The 14,845-nt window shown below is 69.2% G+C and carries 12 protein-coding genes; 2 read left to right on the top strand and 10 right to left on the bottom strand.

Annotated elements, in window-relative coordinates; translation table 11 throughout:
* Positions 1 to 58: 58 nt before the first annotated feature.
* From tpiA to ACFC1W_RS11160, 4 genes are all read right to left on the bottom strand, one after another.
* Positions 59 to 850: a triose-phosphate isomerase gene (tpiA, locus tag ACFC1W_RS11145; RefSeq protein ID WP_375992315.1), complete on the bottom strand. Its 792-nt coding sequence runs from the start codon at positions 848 to 850 to the stop codon at positions 59 to 61.
* The gene (locus tag ACFC1W_RS11150) at positions 841 to 2,055 is read right to left on the bottom strand and encodes a phosphoglycerate kinase (protein ID WP_375992317.1); all 1,215 of its coding nucleotides are present in this window, start codon (positions 2,053 to 2,055) and stop codon (positions 841 to 843) included. Before ACFC1W_RS11150 ends, tpiA begins: the two co-directional genes overlap by 10 nt.
* A 9-nt stretch (positions 2,056 to 2,064) precedes the next feature.
* On the bottom strand, positions 2,065 to 3,075 hold the full coding sequence (gene gap, locus ACFC1W_RS11155) for a type I glyceraldehyde-3-phosphate dehydrogenase (protein ID WP_191766314.1): 1,011 nt from the start codon (positions 3,073 to 3,075) through the stop codon (positions 2,065 to 2,067).
* A gap of 103 nt (positions 3,076 to 3,178) precedes the next feature.
* The gene (locus ACFC1W_RS11160; RefSeq protein WP_191766313.1) at positions 3,179 to 3,805 is read right to left on the bottom strand and encodes a superoxide dismutase; all 627 of its coding nucleotides are present in this window, start codon (positions 3,803 to 3,805) and stop codon (positions 3,179 to 3,181) included.
* A 146-nt stretch (positions 3,806 to 3,951) separates the two neighbouring features.
* Between ACFC1W_RS11160 and ACFC1W_RS11165 the strand changes: the two genes are divergently transcribed.
* On the top strand, positions 3,952 to 4,791 hold the full coding sequence (locus ACFC1W_RS11165) for a PhzF family phenazine biosynthesis protein (RefSeq protein ID WP_375992321.1): 840 nt from the start codon (positions 3,952 to 3,954) through the stop codon (positions 4,789 to 4,791).
* A gap of 6 nt (positions 4,792 to 4,797) precedes the next feature.
* Here the strand turns inward: ACFC1W_RS11165 and whiA are convergent, their stop codons facing one another.
* From whiA to ACFC1W_RS11195, 6 genes are all read right to left on the bottom strand, one after another.
* Complete coding sequence (whiA, locus tag ACFC1W_RS11170) at positions 4,798 to 5,775, bottom strand: DNA-binding protein WhiA (RefSeq protein ID WP_375992323.1); 978 nt, start codon at positions 5,773 to 5,775, stop codon at positions 4,798 to 4,800.
* Positions 5,776 to 5,845: 70 nt separating this feature from the next.
* The gene (gene rapZ, locus ACFC1W_RS11175) at positions 5,846 to 6,724 is read right to left on the bottom strand and encodes an RNase adapter RapZ (RefSeq protein ID WP_375992326.1); all 879 of its coding nucleotides are present in this window, start codon (positions 6,722 to 6,724) and stop codon (positions 5,846 to 5,848) included.
* A 25-nt stretch (positions 6,725 to 6,749) separates the two neighbouring features.
* Complete coding sequence (gene uvrC / locus ACFC1W_RS11180) at positions 6,750 to 8,660, bottom strand: excinuclease ABC subunit UvrC (protein WP_375992329.1); 1,911 nt, start codon at positions 8,658 to 8,660, stop codon at positions 6,750 to 6,752.
* 5 nt (positions 8,661 to 8,665) lie between these two features.
* Positions 8,666 to 11,566 (bottom strand): excinuclease ABC subunit UvrA, encoded by a 2,901-nt coding sequence (gene uvrA / locus ACFC1W_RS11185; protein WP_375992332.1) that lies wholly within the window; start codon positions 11,564 to 11,566, stop codon positions 8,666 to 8,668.
* Between the two features lie 59 nt (positions 11,567 to 11,625).
* Positions 11,626 to 13,941, bottom strand: coding sequence for a 5'-nucleotidase C-terminal domain-containing protein (locus tag ACFC1W_RS11190; protein ID WP_375992335.1), 2,316 nt, complete (start codon positions 13,939 to 13,941; stop codon positions 11,626 to 11,628).
* Positions 13,942 to 14,071: 130 nt separating this feature from the next.
* Positions 14,072 to 14,536 (bottom strand): MarR family winged helix-turn-helix transcriptional regulator, encoded by a 465-nt coding sequence (locus ACFC1W_RS11195; RefSeq protein WP_375992337.1) that lies wholly within the window; start codon positions 14,534 to 14,536, stop codon positions 14,072 to 14,074.
* 41 nt (positions 14,537 to 14,577) lie between these two features.
* Between ACFC1W_RS11195 and ACFC1W_RS11200 the strand changes: the two genes are divergently transcribed.
* The gene (locus ACFC1W_RS11200) at positions 14,578 to 14,829 is read left to right on the top strand and encodes a hypothetical protein (protein ID WP_375992340.1); all 252 of its coding nucleotides are present in this window, start codon (positions 14,578 to 14,580) and stop codon (positions 14,827 to 14,829) included.
* Positions 14,830 to 14,845: the final 16 nt, after the last annotated feature.

Below are 14,845 nucleotides of genomic sequence, written 5' to 3' on the forward strand. Positions count from 1 at the left end.
GTCGTTGAAGCCTTTCGCCGCGATCAGTCGCCGATCGCACAAGGGTCGAGTATACCGGTCAGACGCCGACGTGCTTCTGATACCGGATGATCGCGGCGAACTCGTCGACGACGAGGCTCGCGCCGCCGACCAGCGCACCGTCCACATCGGGCTCGCGCATGAAGCTCGCGATGTTCGCGGCCTTGACGGATCCGCCGTAGAGCACGCGCGTGCGAGCCGCGGCGTCCTCCCCCAGCTTCTCCGCGATGACGTCGCGCAGCTTGGCGCAGACGTCCTGCGCCTGTTCGGGCGTGGCCGCCTGGCCGGAGCCGATCGCCCAGACGGGCTCGTAGGCGACGACGATGTCGGCGTCGGCCTTCACGCCCTCGAGCGCGGCCTTCAGCTGGCCGACGGGCACGGCGCTCGCGCCGAACTTCTCGAGATCTTCGGCCGTCTCCCCGACGCAGATCACCGGCACGAGACCGTGCTTGAGTGCGGCCTGCACCTTGGCGGCGACGATCTCGTCGCCCTCGTGGTGGTACTCGCGGCGCTCGGAGTGGCCGATGATGACATACCGGTTGTCGAGCTTCGCCAGGAAAGCACCCGACACCTCGCCGGTGTAGGCACCGGAGTCGTGCGTCGAGATGTCCTGCGCGCCGAGCGCGAACGGGATCTTGTCGGCATCGAGGAGTGTCTGCACGGTGCGCAGGTCGGTGAACGGCGGGAAGACCGCCACCTCGACCGAGTCGTGCTCGTGCTTGGCGTCCTTGAGCGTCCAGTGCAGCTTCTGGACGAACGCGACCGCCTGAAGGTGGTCGAGGTTCATCTTCCAGTTGCCGGCGATGAGCGGGGTGCGGGGTGTCACTGCCATCCGAGGACCTCCAGTCCGGGGAGCTTCTTGCCCTCGAGGAACTCGAGGCTGGCGCCTCCGCCCGTCGAGATGTGACCGAAGCGGTCGTCTGCGAAACCGAGCTGACGCACGGCGGCGGCGGAGTCGCCGCCTCCGACGACCGACAGGCCGTCGACTTCGGTGAGGGCCTGCGCGACCGCCTTCGTGCCGGCGGCGAACGGTGCGAGCTCGAACACGCCCATCGGGCCGTTCCAGAACACCGTCTTCGAGTCGCGCACGAGGTCGGCGAAGTGCGCCGCCGTCTCGGGGCCGATGTCGAGACCGAGTCCGGAGGCGCCGAAGTCGGTGTCCTCGATGGTCGCGGCGCTCGTGACCACGTACTCCGCGTCGGCGCCGAACTTCGAGGCGACGACGACGTCGGTGGGCAGCACGAGTTCGACGCCCGACTCCTCGGCCCGGCGCATGTAGTCGCGGACGGTGTCGAGCTGGTCGGCCTCGAGCAGACTCGAGCCCACCTTGTGGCCCTGGGCGGCGAGGAACGTGAACAGCATGCCGCCGCCGATGAGCAGACGGTCGACGCGCGGGAGCAGGTGCGAGATGACGCCCAGCTTGTCGCTGACCTTCGAACCGCCGAGGACGACCGTGTACGGCCGCTCGGGGTTCTCGGTGAGCCGGTCGAGCACGTCCAGCTCGGCGGCGATCAGCAGGCCTGCGGCCGAGGGCAGGAGCTGCGCGAGCTCGTATACGGACGCCTGCTTGCGGTGGACCACGCCGAAGCCGTCGGACACCAGCGCGTCGCCGAGCTCGGCCAGCTGCGCGGCGAACTCACGGCGCTCCGCGTCGTCCTTGGAGGTCTCGCCCGGGTTGAAGCGGAGGTTCTCGATCACCGCGACGTCGCCGTCCTCGAGAGCCCTGACGGCCTCGTGGGCGGACTCGCCGACGGTGTCGCGCGCGAACGCGACCGGCTTTCCGAGCAGCTCCGACAGCCGCTGGGCGACCGGGGCGAGGCTGTACTTCGCGTCGGGCGCGCCGTCGGGGCGACCCAGGTGCGAGCAGACGACGACGCGGGCGCCGGCGTTGATGAGGGCATTGAGCGTGGGAAGCGTGGCCCGCACACGGCCATCGTCCGTGATGACCGCGTCCTTGAGGGGGACGTTGAGGTCAGCACGGACGATGACGCGCTTGCCGGCCAGCGAACCCAGGGTGTCGAGGGTGCGCAGAGCCATGATCGTGTGTCAGAGGCTCTCGGCGACGTACTCGGTGAGGTCGACGAGGCGGTTCGAGTAGCCCCACTCGTTGTCGTACCAGGCCGAGACCTTGACCAGGTTGCCGCTGACGTTGGTCAGCTCCGCGTCGAAGATCGACGAGTGCGGGTTGCCCTGGATGTCGCTCGAGACGATCGGGTCCTCGGTGTACTGCAGGTAGCCGGCCAGACGGCCGTCGGCGGCAGCGGCCTTGTAGGCCTCGTTCACCTTCTCGGCCGTGAGGCCCTCGGTGGGCGTGACGATCGTGAGGTCGACGATCGAGCCGGTGGGAACCGGCACGCGGTACGACGAACCGCTCAGCTTGCCGTTGAGCTCGGGGAGCACACGGCCGATGGCCTTCGCGGCGCCGGTCGACGCGGGGACGATGTTGATCGCCGCGCCGCGCGCGCGACGCAGGTCGCTGTGGGGACCGTCCTGGAGGTTCTGGTCGGCGGTGTACGCGTGGGCGGTCATCATGAAGCCGCGCTCGATGCCGAAGGCGTCGTTGAAGACCTGCGCGAGCGGCGCGAGGCAGTTGGTGGTGCACGAGGCGTTCGAGATGATGACGTGGTTCTCGGGGTCGTAGTCGCCTTCGTTGACGCCCATGACGACCGTGACGTCGTCACCGGTGGCCGGCGCCGAGATGAGGACCTTCTTCGCGCCGCCGGCGATGTGCTTCTTGGCGTCTTCCGCCTTGGTGAAGCGGCCGGTCGACTCGATGACGATGTCGACGCCCAGGTCGCCCCAGGGGAGGTTGGCGGGGTCGCGCTCTTCGAAGACCTTGATGGTCTTGTCGCCCACGGTGATCGAGTCCGCGGTGTACGAGACGTCCTCGGACAGTACGCCGCCCACCGAGTCGTACTTGAGCAGGTGCGCGAGGGTCTTGTTGTCGGTGAGGTCGTTCACCGCCACGATTTCGAGGTCCGCGCCCTGCGCGAGGGCCGCGCGGAGGTAGTTGCGTCCGATGCGGCCGAAGCCGTTGATGCCGATCTTGACAGTCACGGAGTTTCTCCTGAGGTGTCGTGCGCGAGTGCGCAGTTGGTGCGAAATGCAGACAGAGGACAACGGCGTCCCGGCGGGCGGTCCCGACGGGACGCCGCGCCTGCTATGACAGTACCAGCAGGCCCGAGGTCTTCTGCCGGGCGGCGTCGAGGCGCTGCGCGACGTTCTGCCAGTTGACGATGTTCCATGCCGCCTTGACGTAATCGGCCTTGACGTTGAGGTAGTCGAGGTAGAACGCGTGCTCCCACATGTCGAGTTGGAAGACCGGGATCGTGCCCTGCGCGGTGTTGCTCTGCTGGTCGAACAGCTGCTGGACGATGAGCTGCTCGCCGATCGGGTCCCAGCTCAGCACCGCCCAGCCGGAGCCCTGGATGCCGGTGGCCGCGGCCGTGAAGTGGGCCTGGAACTTGTCGAACCCGCCGAAGAACTCGTCGATCGCCGCACGGAGCTCGCCCTCGGGCTCGCCGCCGCCCTCGGGCGACAGGTTGGTCCAGAAGATCGAGTGGTTGACATGTCCGCCGAGGTTGAACGCGAGGTCCTTCTCGAGCTTGTTCACGTTCGCCAGGTTGCCCGTCTCGCGGGCCTCGGCCAGCTGCTCGAGCGCGGTGTTCGCCCCGGTGACGTACGCCTGGTGATGCTTGCTGTGGTGCAGCTCCATGATCTTGCCGCTGATGTGCGGCTCGAGCGCGGCGTAGTCGTAGGGGAGGTCGGGCAAGGTGTACTTCGCCATGTTCTCTTCTTCCTGTCGGCGCGCGCCGAGGCTCCCCGGCGCAGCGAGGGTGACGGGTTCATCCTACTGAGGGCCAACGCGGCGGAGAGGGGGTTGCTTCCCTTCATGACGCGGACTACGGCGAACGTCGCCGATACGATCGCGGCATGAGGGGAGCGACGGTGCAGCGATGGGCGGCGTTCTCGGACGATCCCGGCGGCGGTAACCCCGCCGGTGTCGTCCTCGGTGCCGACGACCTCGATGAGGCCGGCATGCAGCGGATCGCCGCCGACGTCGGCTACGCCGAGACGGCGTTCGTCATGGGATCCGGCCGGGAGCGCGGCATTCGCTACTTCTCCCCCGTCGCGGAGGTGCCCTTCTGCGGCCACGCGACTGTGGCGTCGGCGATCGCGCTGGCCGGTGAGCTCGGCGACGGCCCCTTCCTCTTCGACACTCCCGTCGGGCGCGTCGACATCGAGACGCACACGGATGCCGGCGTCCGCACGGCGGCGTTCACGAGCGTCGAGCCGTGGGTCGAGGAGCTGCCGGATGCCACGCGCGACGCCCTGCTCGCACTGACCCGTCTCACGCCGGACGACCTCGACCCGCGGCATCCGCCACGGCTCGCGTTCGCCGGCAACCGGCATCCGCTCCTCGTGCTCGCCGACCTGGGCGCCTTCGACTCCCTGAGGTTCGATCCCGGCGAGGCGCGCGCGCTGATGGATGCCGAGGGCTGGCCTGCGACGATCATCGTGCTGTATGAGCACGGCACCGGGCGATGGGAGGCGCGCAACATCTTCCCGGTCGGAGTCATCGCCGAGGACCCCGCGACCGGCGCCGGCGCAGCCGCGACCGGCGGCTATCTGCGGGCGACCGGCGCCGTGACCCCGCCGGCACGCGTGCTCATCGAGCAGGGCCGCCACGTCGGACGGCCCGGTCTGCTGACCGTGGACATCCCGGAGTCGGGCGGCATCACCGTGTCGGGCACGGCGGTGCCGATCGGCTGAGGCGCGTCAGTCCTCGATGCCCGCGGGCACCGCGGACTCGGTGCCGGGGAGACCCTCGGCGTCGGCCTTCTTGTCGGCCATCGCGAGCAGCCGGCGGATGCGGCCGGCGACGGCGTCCTTCGTGAGGGGCGGGTCGGCGTGGTGGCCGAGCTCGTCGAGACTCGCGTCGCGGTGGGCGAGCCGGAGCGCACCGGCCTCGCGGAGGTGGTCGGGCACCTCGTCGCCGAGGATCTCGAGCGCACGCTCCACGCGGGCGCACGCGGCGACTGCCGCCTGGGCGGAGCGCCGCAGGTTGGCGTCGTCGAAGTTCACGAGGCGGTTGACCCCTGCGCGCACCTCGCGGCGCTGGCGCAGCTGATCCCACTCGGCGGCCGCCTTCTCAGCGCCCATCGCCGCCAGGGCGGCACGGATGGCCTCCCCCTCGCGCACGACGACGCGCGGCACGCCGCGCACCTCGCGGGCCTTGCCGGCGATGCCGAGCCGGTGGGCCGCGCCGACGAGGGCCATCGCCGCCTCGGGAGACGGGCAGGTGATCTCGAGCGCAGCCGAACGGCCGGGCTCGGACAGCGAGCCCGCGGCGAGGAACGCGCCCCGCCAGATGGCGGCGAGGTCGCCGCGCGAGCCGGTGGTGAGCTTGTTGGGCAGGCCGCGGACGGGGCGGCGGCGCTGGTCGAGGAGTCCGGTCTGACGTGCGAGCGTCTCTCCGCCCTCGATGACCCGGACCGCGTAGTGGCTGCCGCCGCGCGCGCCCGACCCCTGCACGTGGACGAGCTCCGGGCGCACGCCGTAGAGCTCCATCAGGTCGCGCGCTGTGCGGCGGGCGAGGACGTCGGAGTCGAGTTCCGCCTCGACCGCGACCCGATTGGCGATCGAGTGCAGGCCGCCCGAGAACCGCAGCAGGGAGGTGAGCTCGGCCACCCGGGCCGTGGGGCGCGGGTCGCGCACGGTGATCAGCTCGGCCTTCACGTCAGCGGTCAGCGACACGGGACTCCTCTTCGCGGGGTGGGGGAACGACGGTCCAGCCTACCCGCGCGCCGGACCGTTGGTGGTGGGTCTACTCTCGCCCGAGGTCGCGATGCTTCACACGCACCGCGACTCCCGGCACCTCGGCCAGGCGGTCTGCGAGCTCGCGGGCCATGACGACCGAGCGGTGCTTGCCCCCGGTGCAGCCCACCGCGACCACGGAGTGGCGCTTGTTCTCGCGCTGATAGCCGGCCAGGACGGGCTTGAGCGCAGTCGCGTACGCGTCGATGAACTCCTCGGCGCCCGTCTGCGCGAGCACGAACTCGCGCACCTCGTCGTCTTCGCCGGTGAGCGGGCGCATCGTCTCGTTCCAGAACGGATTCGGCAGGAAGCGCATGTCGGCGACGAGGTCGGCGTCGGGCGGGAGTCCGTACTTGAAGCCGAAGCTCAGGATCGTGAGGATATGGCGGGCGGCACCGGCGTCGGCGAAGAGGTCGTTCACCTGAGTCGCGAGCTGGTGGATGTTGTACGTCGAGGTGTCGACGATGACGTCCGCGCTCTCGCGCACGCCCATGAGGCGCTCGCGCTCGAGCCGGATGCCGTCGAGGATCGTGCCGTCGCCCTGCAGCGGGTGCGGGCGCCGGACGGCCTCGAAGCGGCGCACGAGCACGTCGTCGGCGGCGTCCAGGAACAGAAGACGGATCTGACGCCGCTCGCGCAGCGCGCGCATCGCATCGGGCAGGTCCGAGAACAGGTCGCGTCCTCGGACGTCGACGACCACCGCGACCTTCGGAAGGACGCCGGCGGCCAGTTCGGTCAGGTCGAGCAGGGGCCTGAGCATCTGCGGCGGGAGGTTGTCGACGACATACCAGCCGAGGTCTTCCAGCGCGTTGGCTGCGGTCGACCGACCGGCGCCGGACATGCCGGTCACGATCAGCACCTCACCGGCCTGGCGCGCTGCCTCGGTCATGACCACCCCCGTCGTCCACCCCAGCCTATCGAGCGGAGAGGTGGGCATGGATCGACGCGGCCAGCTTCGGACCCACACCGGGGAGCTCTGCGATCTGCTCGGGGGTCGCCTCCTTCAGAGCCGCGACCGAGCCGAAGTGACGCAGCAGCGCCTTGATGCGGGCCTCTCCGAGCCCGGGCACCTCGGCGAGCACGCTCTGGATGTCGCGGCGACGCCGGCGGCGCTGGTGGGTGATGGCGAAGCGGTGGGCCTCATCTCGCAGCCGCTGCAGGAGGTAGAGCGACTCGGACGTGCGCGGCAGGATCACCGGGTACTCCTCCCCCGGCAGCCACACCTCCTCGAGGCGCTTCGCGATGCCGCACAGCGCGATCTCCTCGTGACCCGCGTCCCGCAGTGCGCGCGCTGCGGCTTCGACCTGTGGCTTGCCGCCGTCGACGACGAGCAGCTGGGGTCGATAGGCGAAACGGGCGCGTCGACGCTCGGTGACGACCTCGCCGTCGGCCGTGGCATCGGCGGGTGGTGGGACGTCGTCGTCGTCGGGACGATCGAGGTAGGCGAGCCGGCGCCGCAGCACCTGGTAGATCGAGTCGGTGTCGTCCGTGGTCTCCTCGACCTTGAACGAGCGGTACTGGTCTTTGCGCGGCAGGCCGTCTTCGAAGACGACCATCGAGGCGACGACGTTCGTGCCGCCGAGGTGCGAGACGTCGAAGCACTCGATGCGCAGCGGGGCCTCGGCCAGGTCGAGCGCCTCCTGCAGGTCGGTGAGCGCCTGCGAGCGGGCGACGTAGTCGCTCGTGCGGCGGGTCTTGTGCAGCATGAGCGCCTGCTGGGCGTTGAGCGTCGCGGTCTTCATGAGCTCCGCCTTGCGCCCGCGCTGGGCGACCTGGATCGTCACCGACTTGCCGCGACGATCGCGCAGCCACTGCTCGAGGTCGTCGGCGTCGTCGGGCATCGCAGGCACGAGGACCTGGCGTGGGATGTCGGCGCCGTCGGCGTTGCCGTAGGTGCGCTGCAGCACCTGGTCGACGAGGTCGCCGCCGGTGATGTCGAGCTCCTTCTCGATGGTCGTGGCCCGCACGCCGCGGACGCGTCCGCCACGGATGACGAAGTGCTGCACGGTCGCGGCGAGCTCGTCCTCGGCGATGCCGAACAGATCGGCATCGGTGTCGGCAGCGAGCACCAGGGCACTCTTGTTGAGCACCGCATCGATGGCCTGGAGGCGGTCCCGGTAGACGGCGGCCGCCTCGTAGTCCATCGCCGCCGACGCTTCCTTCATGCGCGCGGTGAGCTCCTTGCGGAAGCGCTGGTCGCCGCCCGCCATGAAGGCCACGAAGTCCTCGACGATCGCGCGGTGCTCTTCGATCGTCACCTTCATCGAGCAGGGCCCGCCGCAGCGTCCGATCTGCCCGGGGAAGCAGGGCCGCCCGGAAGCCATCGCCTTCTTGTACGACGAGTCGCTGCACGTGCGGATGGGGAAGACCTTGATCATCAGGTCGATCGTGTCGTGGACGGCCCACACCTTCGGGTACGGGCCGAAGTACTTCGCACCGGGGATGCGGCGGTTGCGCGTCACGATGACCCGCGGCGCCTCATCGCCGAGCGTGATCGCCATGAACGGATACGACTTGTCGTCGCGGTAGCGCACGTTGAAGGGCGGATCGAACTCCTTGATCCACATGTACTCGAGCTGCAGCGAATCCACGTCGCTGGCGACGACCGTCCACTCGACCGATGCCGCCGTGGTCACCATCCGCCGGGTGCGCTCGTGGAGCGTGCGCAGTGGGGCGAAGTAGTTCGACAGGCGGGCGCGCAGGTTCTTGGCCTTGCCGACGTACAGCACACGTCCATCGGCGTCGCGGAAGCGGTACACGCCGGGATTGGTCGGAATCTCACCCGGTTTGGGCTTGTATGCGACCGTGGGTGCGGATCGTGCCATCGGGGTCAGCCGGCCTTGCGGACCGCCTGCGCCCCGCCCAGGACCTCGGCGAGGAACGCTCCCGTGTGGCTGCCCTCGACGCGCGCGACCTGCTCCGGCGTGCCCGTGGCGACGATCTCGCCGCCGCCGGAGCCGCCCTCGGGTCCGAGGTCGATGATCCAGTCCGCGCTCTTGATGACGTCGAGGTTGTGCTCGATGACGATGACGGTGTTGCCCTTGTCGACCAGCCCGCCGAGCACCTCGAGCAGACGGCGCACGTCTTCGAAGTGCAGACCCGTCGTCGGCTCGTCGAGCACGTAGATGGAGCGCCCGTTCGACCGGCGCTGGAGTTCGGTCGCCAGTTTGACGCGCTGCGCCTCACCGCCCGACAGGGTGGTCGCCGACTGACCGAGGCGCACGTAGCCGAGGCCCACGTCGACCAGGGTGCGCAGGTACCGGTGGATCGCCTGGATCGGCTCGAAGAACTCGGCCGCCTCGGAGATCGGCATCTCGAGCACCTCGGCGATGTTCTTGCCCTTGTAGTGCACGGCGAGCGTGTCGCGGTTGTACCGCTTGCCGTGGCACACCTCGCAGTCGACGTACACGTCGGGGAGGAAGTTCATCTCGATCTTGATCGTGCCGTCACCCGAGCACGCCTCGCACCGGCCGCCCTTGACGTTGAAGCTGAAGCGTCCGGGCTGGTAGCCGCGCGCCTTCGCCTCGGGCGTCTCGCTGAAGAGCGTGCGGATCCGGTCGAACACGCCGGTGTAGGTGGCGGGGTTCGAGCGCGGCGTGCGACCGATCGGCCCCTGGTCGACGTGCACGACCTTGTCGAGGTCGTCGGTTCCGGTCACGCGCGTGTGCTTGCCGGCCACCCGGCGCGCACCGTTGAGGCGGGTGGCGAGCACTTCGTAGAGGATGTCGTTCACCAGCGACGACTTGCCCGAACCGCTGACACCGGTCACCGCGGTCAGCACCCCGAGCGGGAAGTCGACGGTCACGTTCTTCAGGTTGTTCTCGCGCGCGCCGACGACCGTCACCTTGCGGCTCTTGTCGACCTTGCGGCGCTTCTTCGGCGTCGGGATCTCGCGACGGCCCGCGAGGTAGTCGCCGGTGATCGAGTCGCTCTCGTTGAGCAGCTGCTCGAGCGGGCCGGAGTGCACGACGTCGCCGCCGTCGACGCCGGCGCGGGGGCCGATGTCGACGATCCAGTCGGCCGCGTGGATGGTCTCCTCGTCGTGCTCGACGACGATCAGCGTGTTGCCCAGATCGCGGAGCGTGATGAGCGTCTCGATAAGGCGCCGGTTGTCTCGCTGGTGGAGACCGATCGACGGCTCGTCGAGCACGTACAGCACGCCGGTGAGGCCCGACCCGATCTGCGTGGCGAGCCGGATGCGCTGCGCCTCGCCGCCGGAGAGAGACCCTGCCGAGCGGCTGAGATTGAGGTAGGTGAGTCCGACCTGGATGAGGAAGTCGAGACGGAGACGGATCTCGCGCAGCACCTGCGCGCCGATCTTCGCCTCGCGATCGGTGAGCTCGAGCCCGGCGAAGAAGGCCTGCGCGTCGGCCAGGCTCAGGCGCGAGGCATCCGCGATCGAGTGTCCGTGCACGAGCACCGACAGCACCTCGGGCTTCAGTCGCGCGCCGTCGCAGACGGGGCACGGCACCTCGCGCAGGAACTCGGCCCACCGCTGGCGCTGCGTGTCGGTCTCGGCCTGGAGGTACTGCCGCTCGATGTAGGGCACCACGCCCTCGAAGCCAGAGGAGTAGCGCATCTCGCGGCCGTAGCGGTTCTTCCACCGCACGGTGACCTTGTAGTTCTCGCCGCGCAGCACCGCCTCGCGCACCTCGGCGCGCAGCATCCGCCACGGGGTGTCGAGTGAGAAGTCGAGATCATTCGCCAAGCCCTCGAGCAGGCGCTCGTAGTACTGGAAGAGGCCCTTGCCCTGCGTGGTCCACGGGATCAGCACGCCCTCGCGGATGGACAGCTCTTCGTCGCCGACCATGAGGTCGACATCGACCGACATGCGCGTGCCGAGCCCCGAACAGGCCGGGCAGGCGCCGAACGGCGCGTTGAACGAGAACGTGCGCGGCTCGATCTCGGTGAGCTGCAGCGGATGCCCGTTCGGACACGCGAGCTTCTCGGAGAACGACTGCCATGCCTCGTCGCCCTCGGCGTCGACGAAGTTCACCTGCATCACGCCGCCGGCGAGCCCGAGCGCGGTCTCGACCGAGTCGGTGACGCGGCTGAGGATGTCGGGGCTCGCCACGAGGCGGTCGACGACCACCGCGATGTCGTGCTTGTAGCTCTTCTTGAGCGCAGGCGGCTCGGCCAGCTGGATCAGCTCGCCGTCGACGACGGCGCGGGCGTAGCCCTTGGCCGAGAGCTCCTTGAAGAGGTCGACGAACTCGCCCTTCTTCTGGGTGACGACGGGAGCGACGATCTGATACCGGGTGCGCTCGGGCAGCTCCATCAGCTGATCGGCGATCTGCTGCACCGTCTGGCGCTGGATGACCTCGCCGCACTCGGGACAGTGCGGTACGCCGATGCGCGCCCACAGCAGACGCATGTAGTCGTGGATCTCGGTGATCGTGCCGACCGTCGAGCGCGGGTTGCGGTTGGTCGACTTCTGATCGATGGAGACGGCCGGGCTGAGACCCTCGATGAAGTCGACGTCGGGACGGTCGACCTGACCGAGGAACTGACGGGCGTACGCGCTCAGCGACTCGACGTAGCGGCGCTGCCCCTCGGCGAAGATGGTGTCGAACGCGAGGCTGGACTTGCCGGAGCCGGAGAGGCCCGTGAACACGACGAGCGAGTCGCGCGGGATGTCGAGGTCGACGTTCTTGAGATTGTGGACGCGGGCACCGCGGACGCTGAGCTTTCCACTGGTGTTTCCGGGCACGGCGACAGGAACGATGGGCACCAGACAAGTTTAGGCGGGGCCTCCGACATCGGTCTCGGAGACCCCGCCTTCACTGGCTACTACCAGACGAGCAGCGGAATCGTCGGGCTCTCGGACGGCTTCACATTGTCACTGCCGCCGTAGGACACCGACAGCTTGTGCACGCCGCGGCCGAGCGTGGGGAGCTTGACCTTGACACGACCGCGGTCGTCGGCGGTGAGCGTCGCCGTAGCGATCGCCGTCTTGCCGTCGTAGATCGTCACCTCGCCGGTCACCGCGGTGCGCTTCTCCGCCACGACGAGGGTCGTGAACTGCACAGCGGAGCCCTTCTTGGCGATGAGCTTGTTCGGCAGGCCGATGGTGGCGCTGTCGGCGCGCTCGAACACCGTGATCGGCACATCGATGCTCGTGCCGGTTGCCGTGCTGATGGTGAGCGGAACCTCGACAGGAGTGCCGAACGGCGCCTTCCCCGTGATGCCCTCGGGGACGGTGACCGAGACGGTCGCGGAGCCGCTGCCCTCGCCGTGCGTGCTCGGCAGTGCGAGGGTGACGGCACCCGAGCCCGCAGGCTTTCCGCCGATCGCCACGTCGACGGTCTCGACGCGCGGCTCGGTCGTGCTGAAGTCCAGCGAGGCCAGCGGAAGGTCGAAGGTCGTGCCGACTTCGTGTCCGCGCTCACCTGCCGAGGGGAGCGTGACGCCGACCGAGCGCTGCACGTAGTCCGGCGTCGCGGTCTGGATCTCGGCCATGTACGCGACCATCGACTCGAGGTCCACCTGTCCGGTGTCGCGCTTGGCCGTCCCCTGCCCAATGGCGAAGAAGTTGTCTCCGCCCGACGCGAGGAACGAGTTCGCCACGACGCGGTACGAGGCCGCGGGGTCGATGTCCACGCTGTCGAGGGTCATGCGCACGATGCGCGACCCCGCCGGGGCCGCCGGGTCGTAGGCGTATTCGAAGCCCTTCGAGATTCCGAGCTTGAGGAACGGACGCGACGCTCCGGCGGGCTGCCACTGCTGCTCGAGCGCCTGCCGGATCTGGTCTCCGGTCAGCGACAGTGTGACGAGCGTGTTCGCGAACGACTGGACCGTGGCGGCCTCGCGGTAGGTCAGCACGCCGTCCGGCGCGAACGTCATGTCTGCCCGCAGGCCGCCCGGGTTCATGAACGCGATCTGCGTGGCCGGATCCGTGCGCTTGGCCGACCAGAGCTGCGCGTCGGCGACGAAATTGCCGAGGGTGGACTCGCCACCGCGGTTCTCCGCGCCGCCGGCGAGCTTGGCACGGTTGAAGTCGGCGGTGATGCTGCCGAGCTTGACCGACCCGGGCCCGTCAGCCGCCTTGACGGCGTCGTCGACCAGGAGCTTGATCGGGTCGTCGGCCGGAACGGTGTAGCGAGGAACCGTCGGCGTGGCCGGGTTGCTGTCGTGATCCCAGTACATGTCGACGACGTTGTTCGTCATCGACAGCACCTCGCCGGAGTCCGGGTCGACCTGGATCTCCATGTTGCTGAACTTCTCGCCGTACTGGCCCGACGAGATGACCGGGCGCATGCCGGTGTCGCCGCCGTAGGGCACCTGGTGGTTGTACGCGAGGTGCGTGTGCCCGGACACGATCGCGTTGACCTTGGGCGTCACGCCGTTGACGATCGCCCCGAACGGCGATGCGGGGTCCGTCGCGGCGGCGTACGAGGTGCCGCTCGCGCCCTCGTGGATGAGGAGGATCAGCACGTCGGCCTCACCGTTGGCGTCATCGCCGTCGGTCAGCTCGTCCGCGACCGCGTTGACACTGTCGACGATGTCGCGCACCTCGACGTCCTGGATGCCGGCGGGAGCGACGAGCGACGGAAGCTCCTCCGTCACGGCACCGATGAAGCCGACGTTGATCCCGTCCATCTCCTTGACCCACGATTCCGCGAGCCCGGGGAGTCCGGTCGACTTCTCGTACACGTTGGCGGCGATGTACTCCCAGTCGGCGAGATCCTGCACGCGACCCTTGAGATCGTCCCAGCCCTTGTCGAATTCGTGGTTGCCCGCCGCGCTGACCTCGAGCCCGGCCTCGTTGAGGGTCTCGATCGTCGGAACGTCGTTCTGGATGAACGAGGTGAAGGTCGACGCGCCGATCAAGTCGCCGGCGGCGGCGAACACGGTGTTCGGGTTGGAGGTGCGCACCTGGTTCACGGCCTGCGCGAGCGCGGCGACTCCGCCTGAAGGGGCCACCTGCTCGATGCGTCCGTGGAAGTCGTTCACGGTGACGAGATTGATCGAGACCGGGTCGGCGGCCTGTGCGGCGGGAGCGGCGACGAGGACGCCCGCTCCGAGGGCGACGACGCCGAGGGCGGCGGTTGCGGTGAGACGACGGCGCCGTGGGACGGGGCGGTCTTGGTGGGACCTTGTGCGCATGGGTGGCTTCCTCTGTGCTGGATCGGAACAACGGTGTTTCCGGCATCCGGTACGCAGGTTCACCGCGGTCGGGACGCCGCTCCTGAGCCTAAGTTCCGATCGGCCGGACGACCAGAGGGGTGAGAAGATTTCACCCACCCGTGATCTGGCGGTTCCGCGAGCCCGAGAACGGCGCGAGGGCGTCGCGCAGCGACAGCAGGGACGCGGCATCCGTTCCCACACTCGCCATCACCTGGGAGGGCACCGCCAGCGCGCGTTCGCGCAGCGCGACCCCCTCTGCGGTCAGCCGGACGTCGAGCACCCGCTCATCGCCGTCGCGCCGCGACTTCGACACCAGGCCCTGCGACTCCAGACGCTTCACCAGCGGCGAGAGGGTCGCCGGCTCGAGCGCGAGTTCGTCTGCGAGGTCGCGCAGCGATCGGGGTGAGCGCTCCCACAGTGTCAGCATCACGAGGTACTGCGGATGCGTGAGCCCGAGAGGCTCGAGGATCGGCCGGTAGATCGCCACCACATTGCGCGCCGCCGTCACCAGAGCGAAGCACACCTGGTTGTCGAGCTTGAGCAGCTCGTCGGGGCTCCACGAATATTCGCTCACGGCCGGATCCTCCAGGGTCTGATCGTTAGTACACTAATCATATGAGCGATACGGATGCCTCGGCCGAACGACCTCCGCTGCGAGACCGCGTGCGCGAGGCCGGCGGCTGGTACTCCTTCCTCAACACGAGGCTGATCCGGCTGGCGGGTCCGGCTGCCGTCGGTCCGTACGAGACCGCTCCCCCGCCGTCCGCCGCCGAGCGCGCCGAGCGGGCGTGCCCGCTGTGCGGCGCGCCGATCACGCAGCACACCTTCGACCGCAGCGGACCCAAGCCGCTCATGCACTGCCCCTGACGGCGGTCACGCTCCA

The organism is Microbacterium sp. NPDC056003 (assembly GCF_042274785.1).
Taxonomy (GTDB): Bacteria; Actinomycetota; Actinomycetes; order Actinomycetales; family Microbacteriaceae; genus Microbacterium.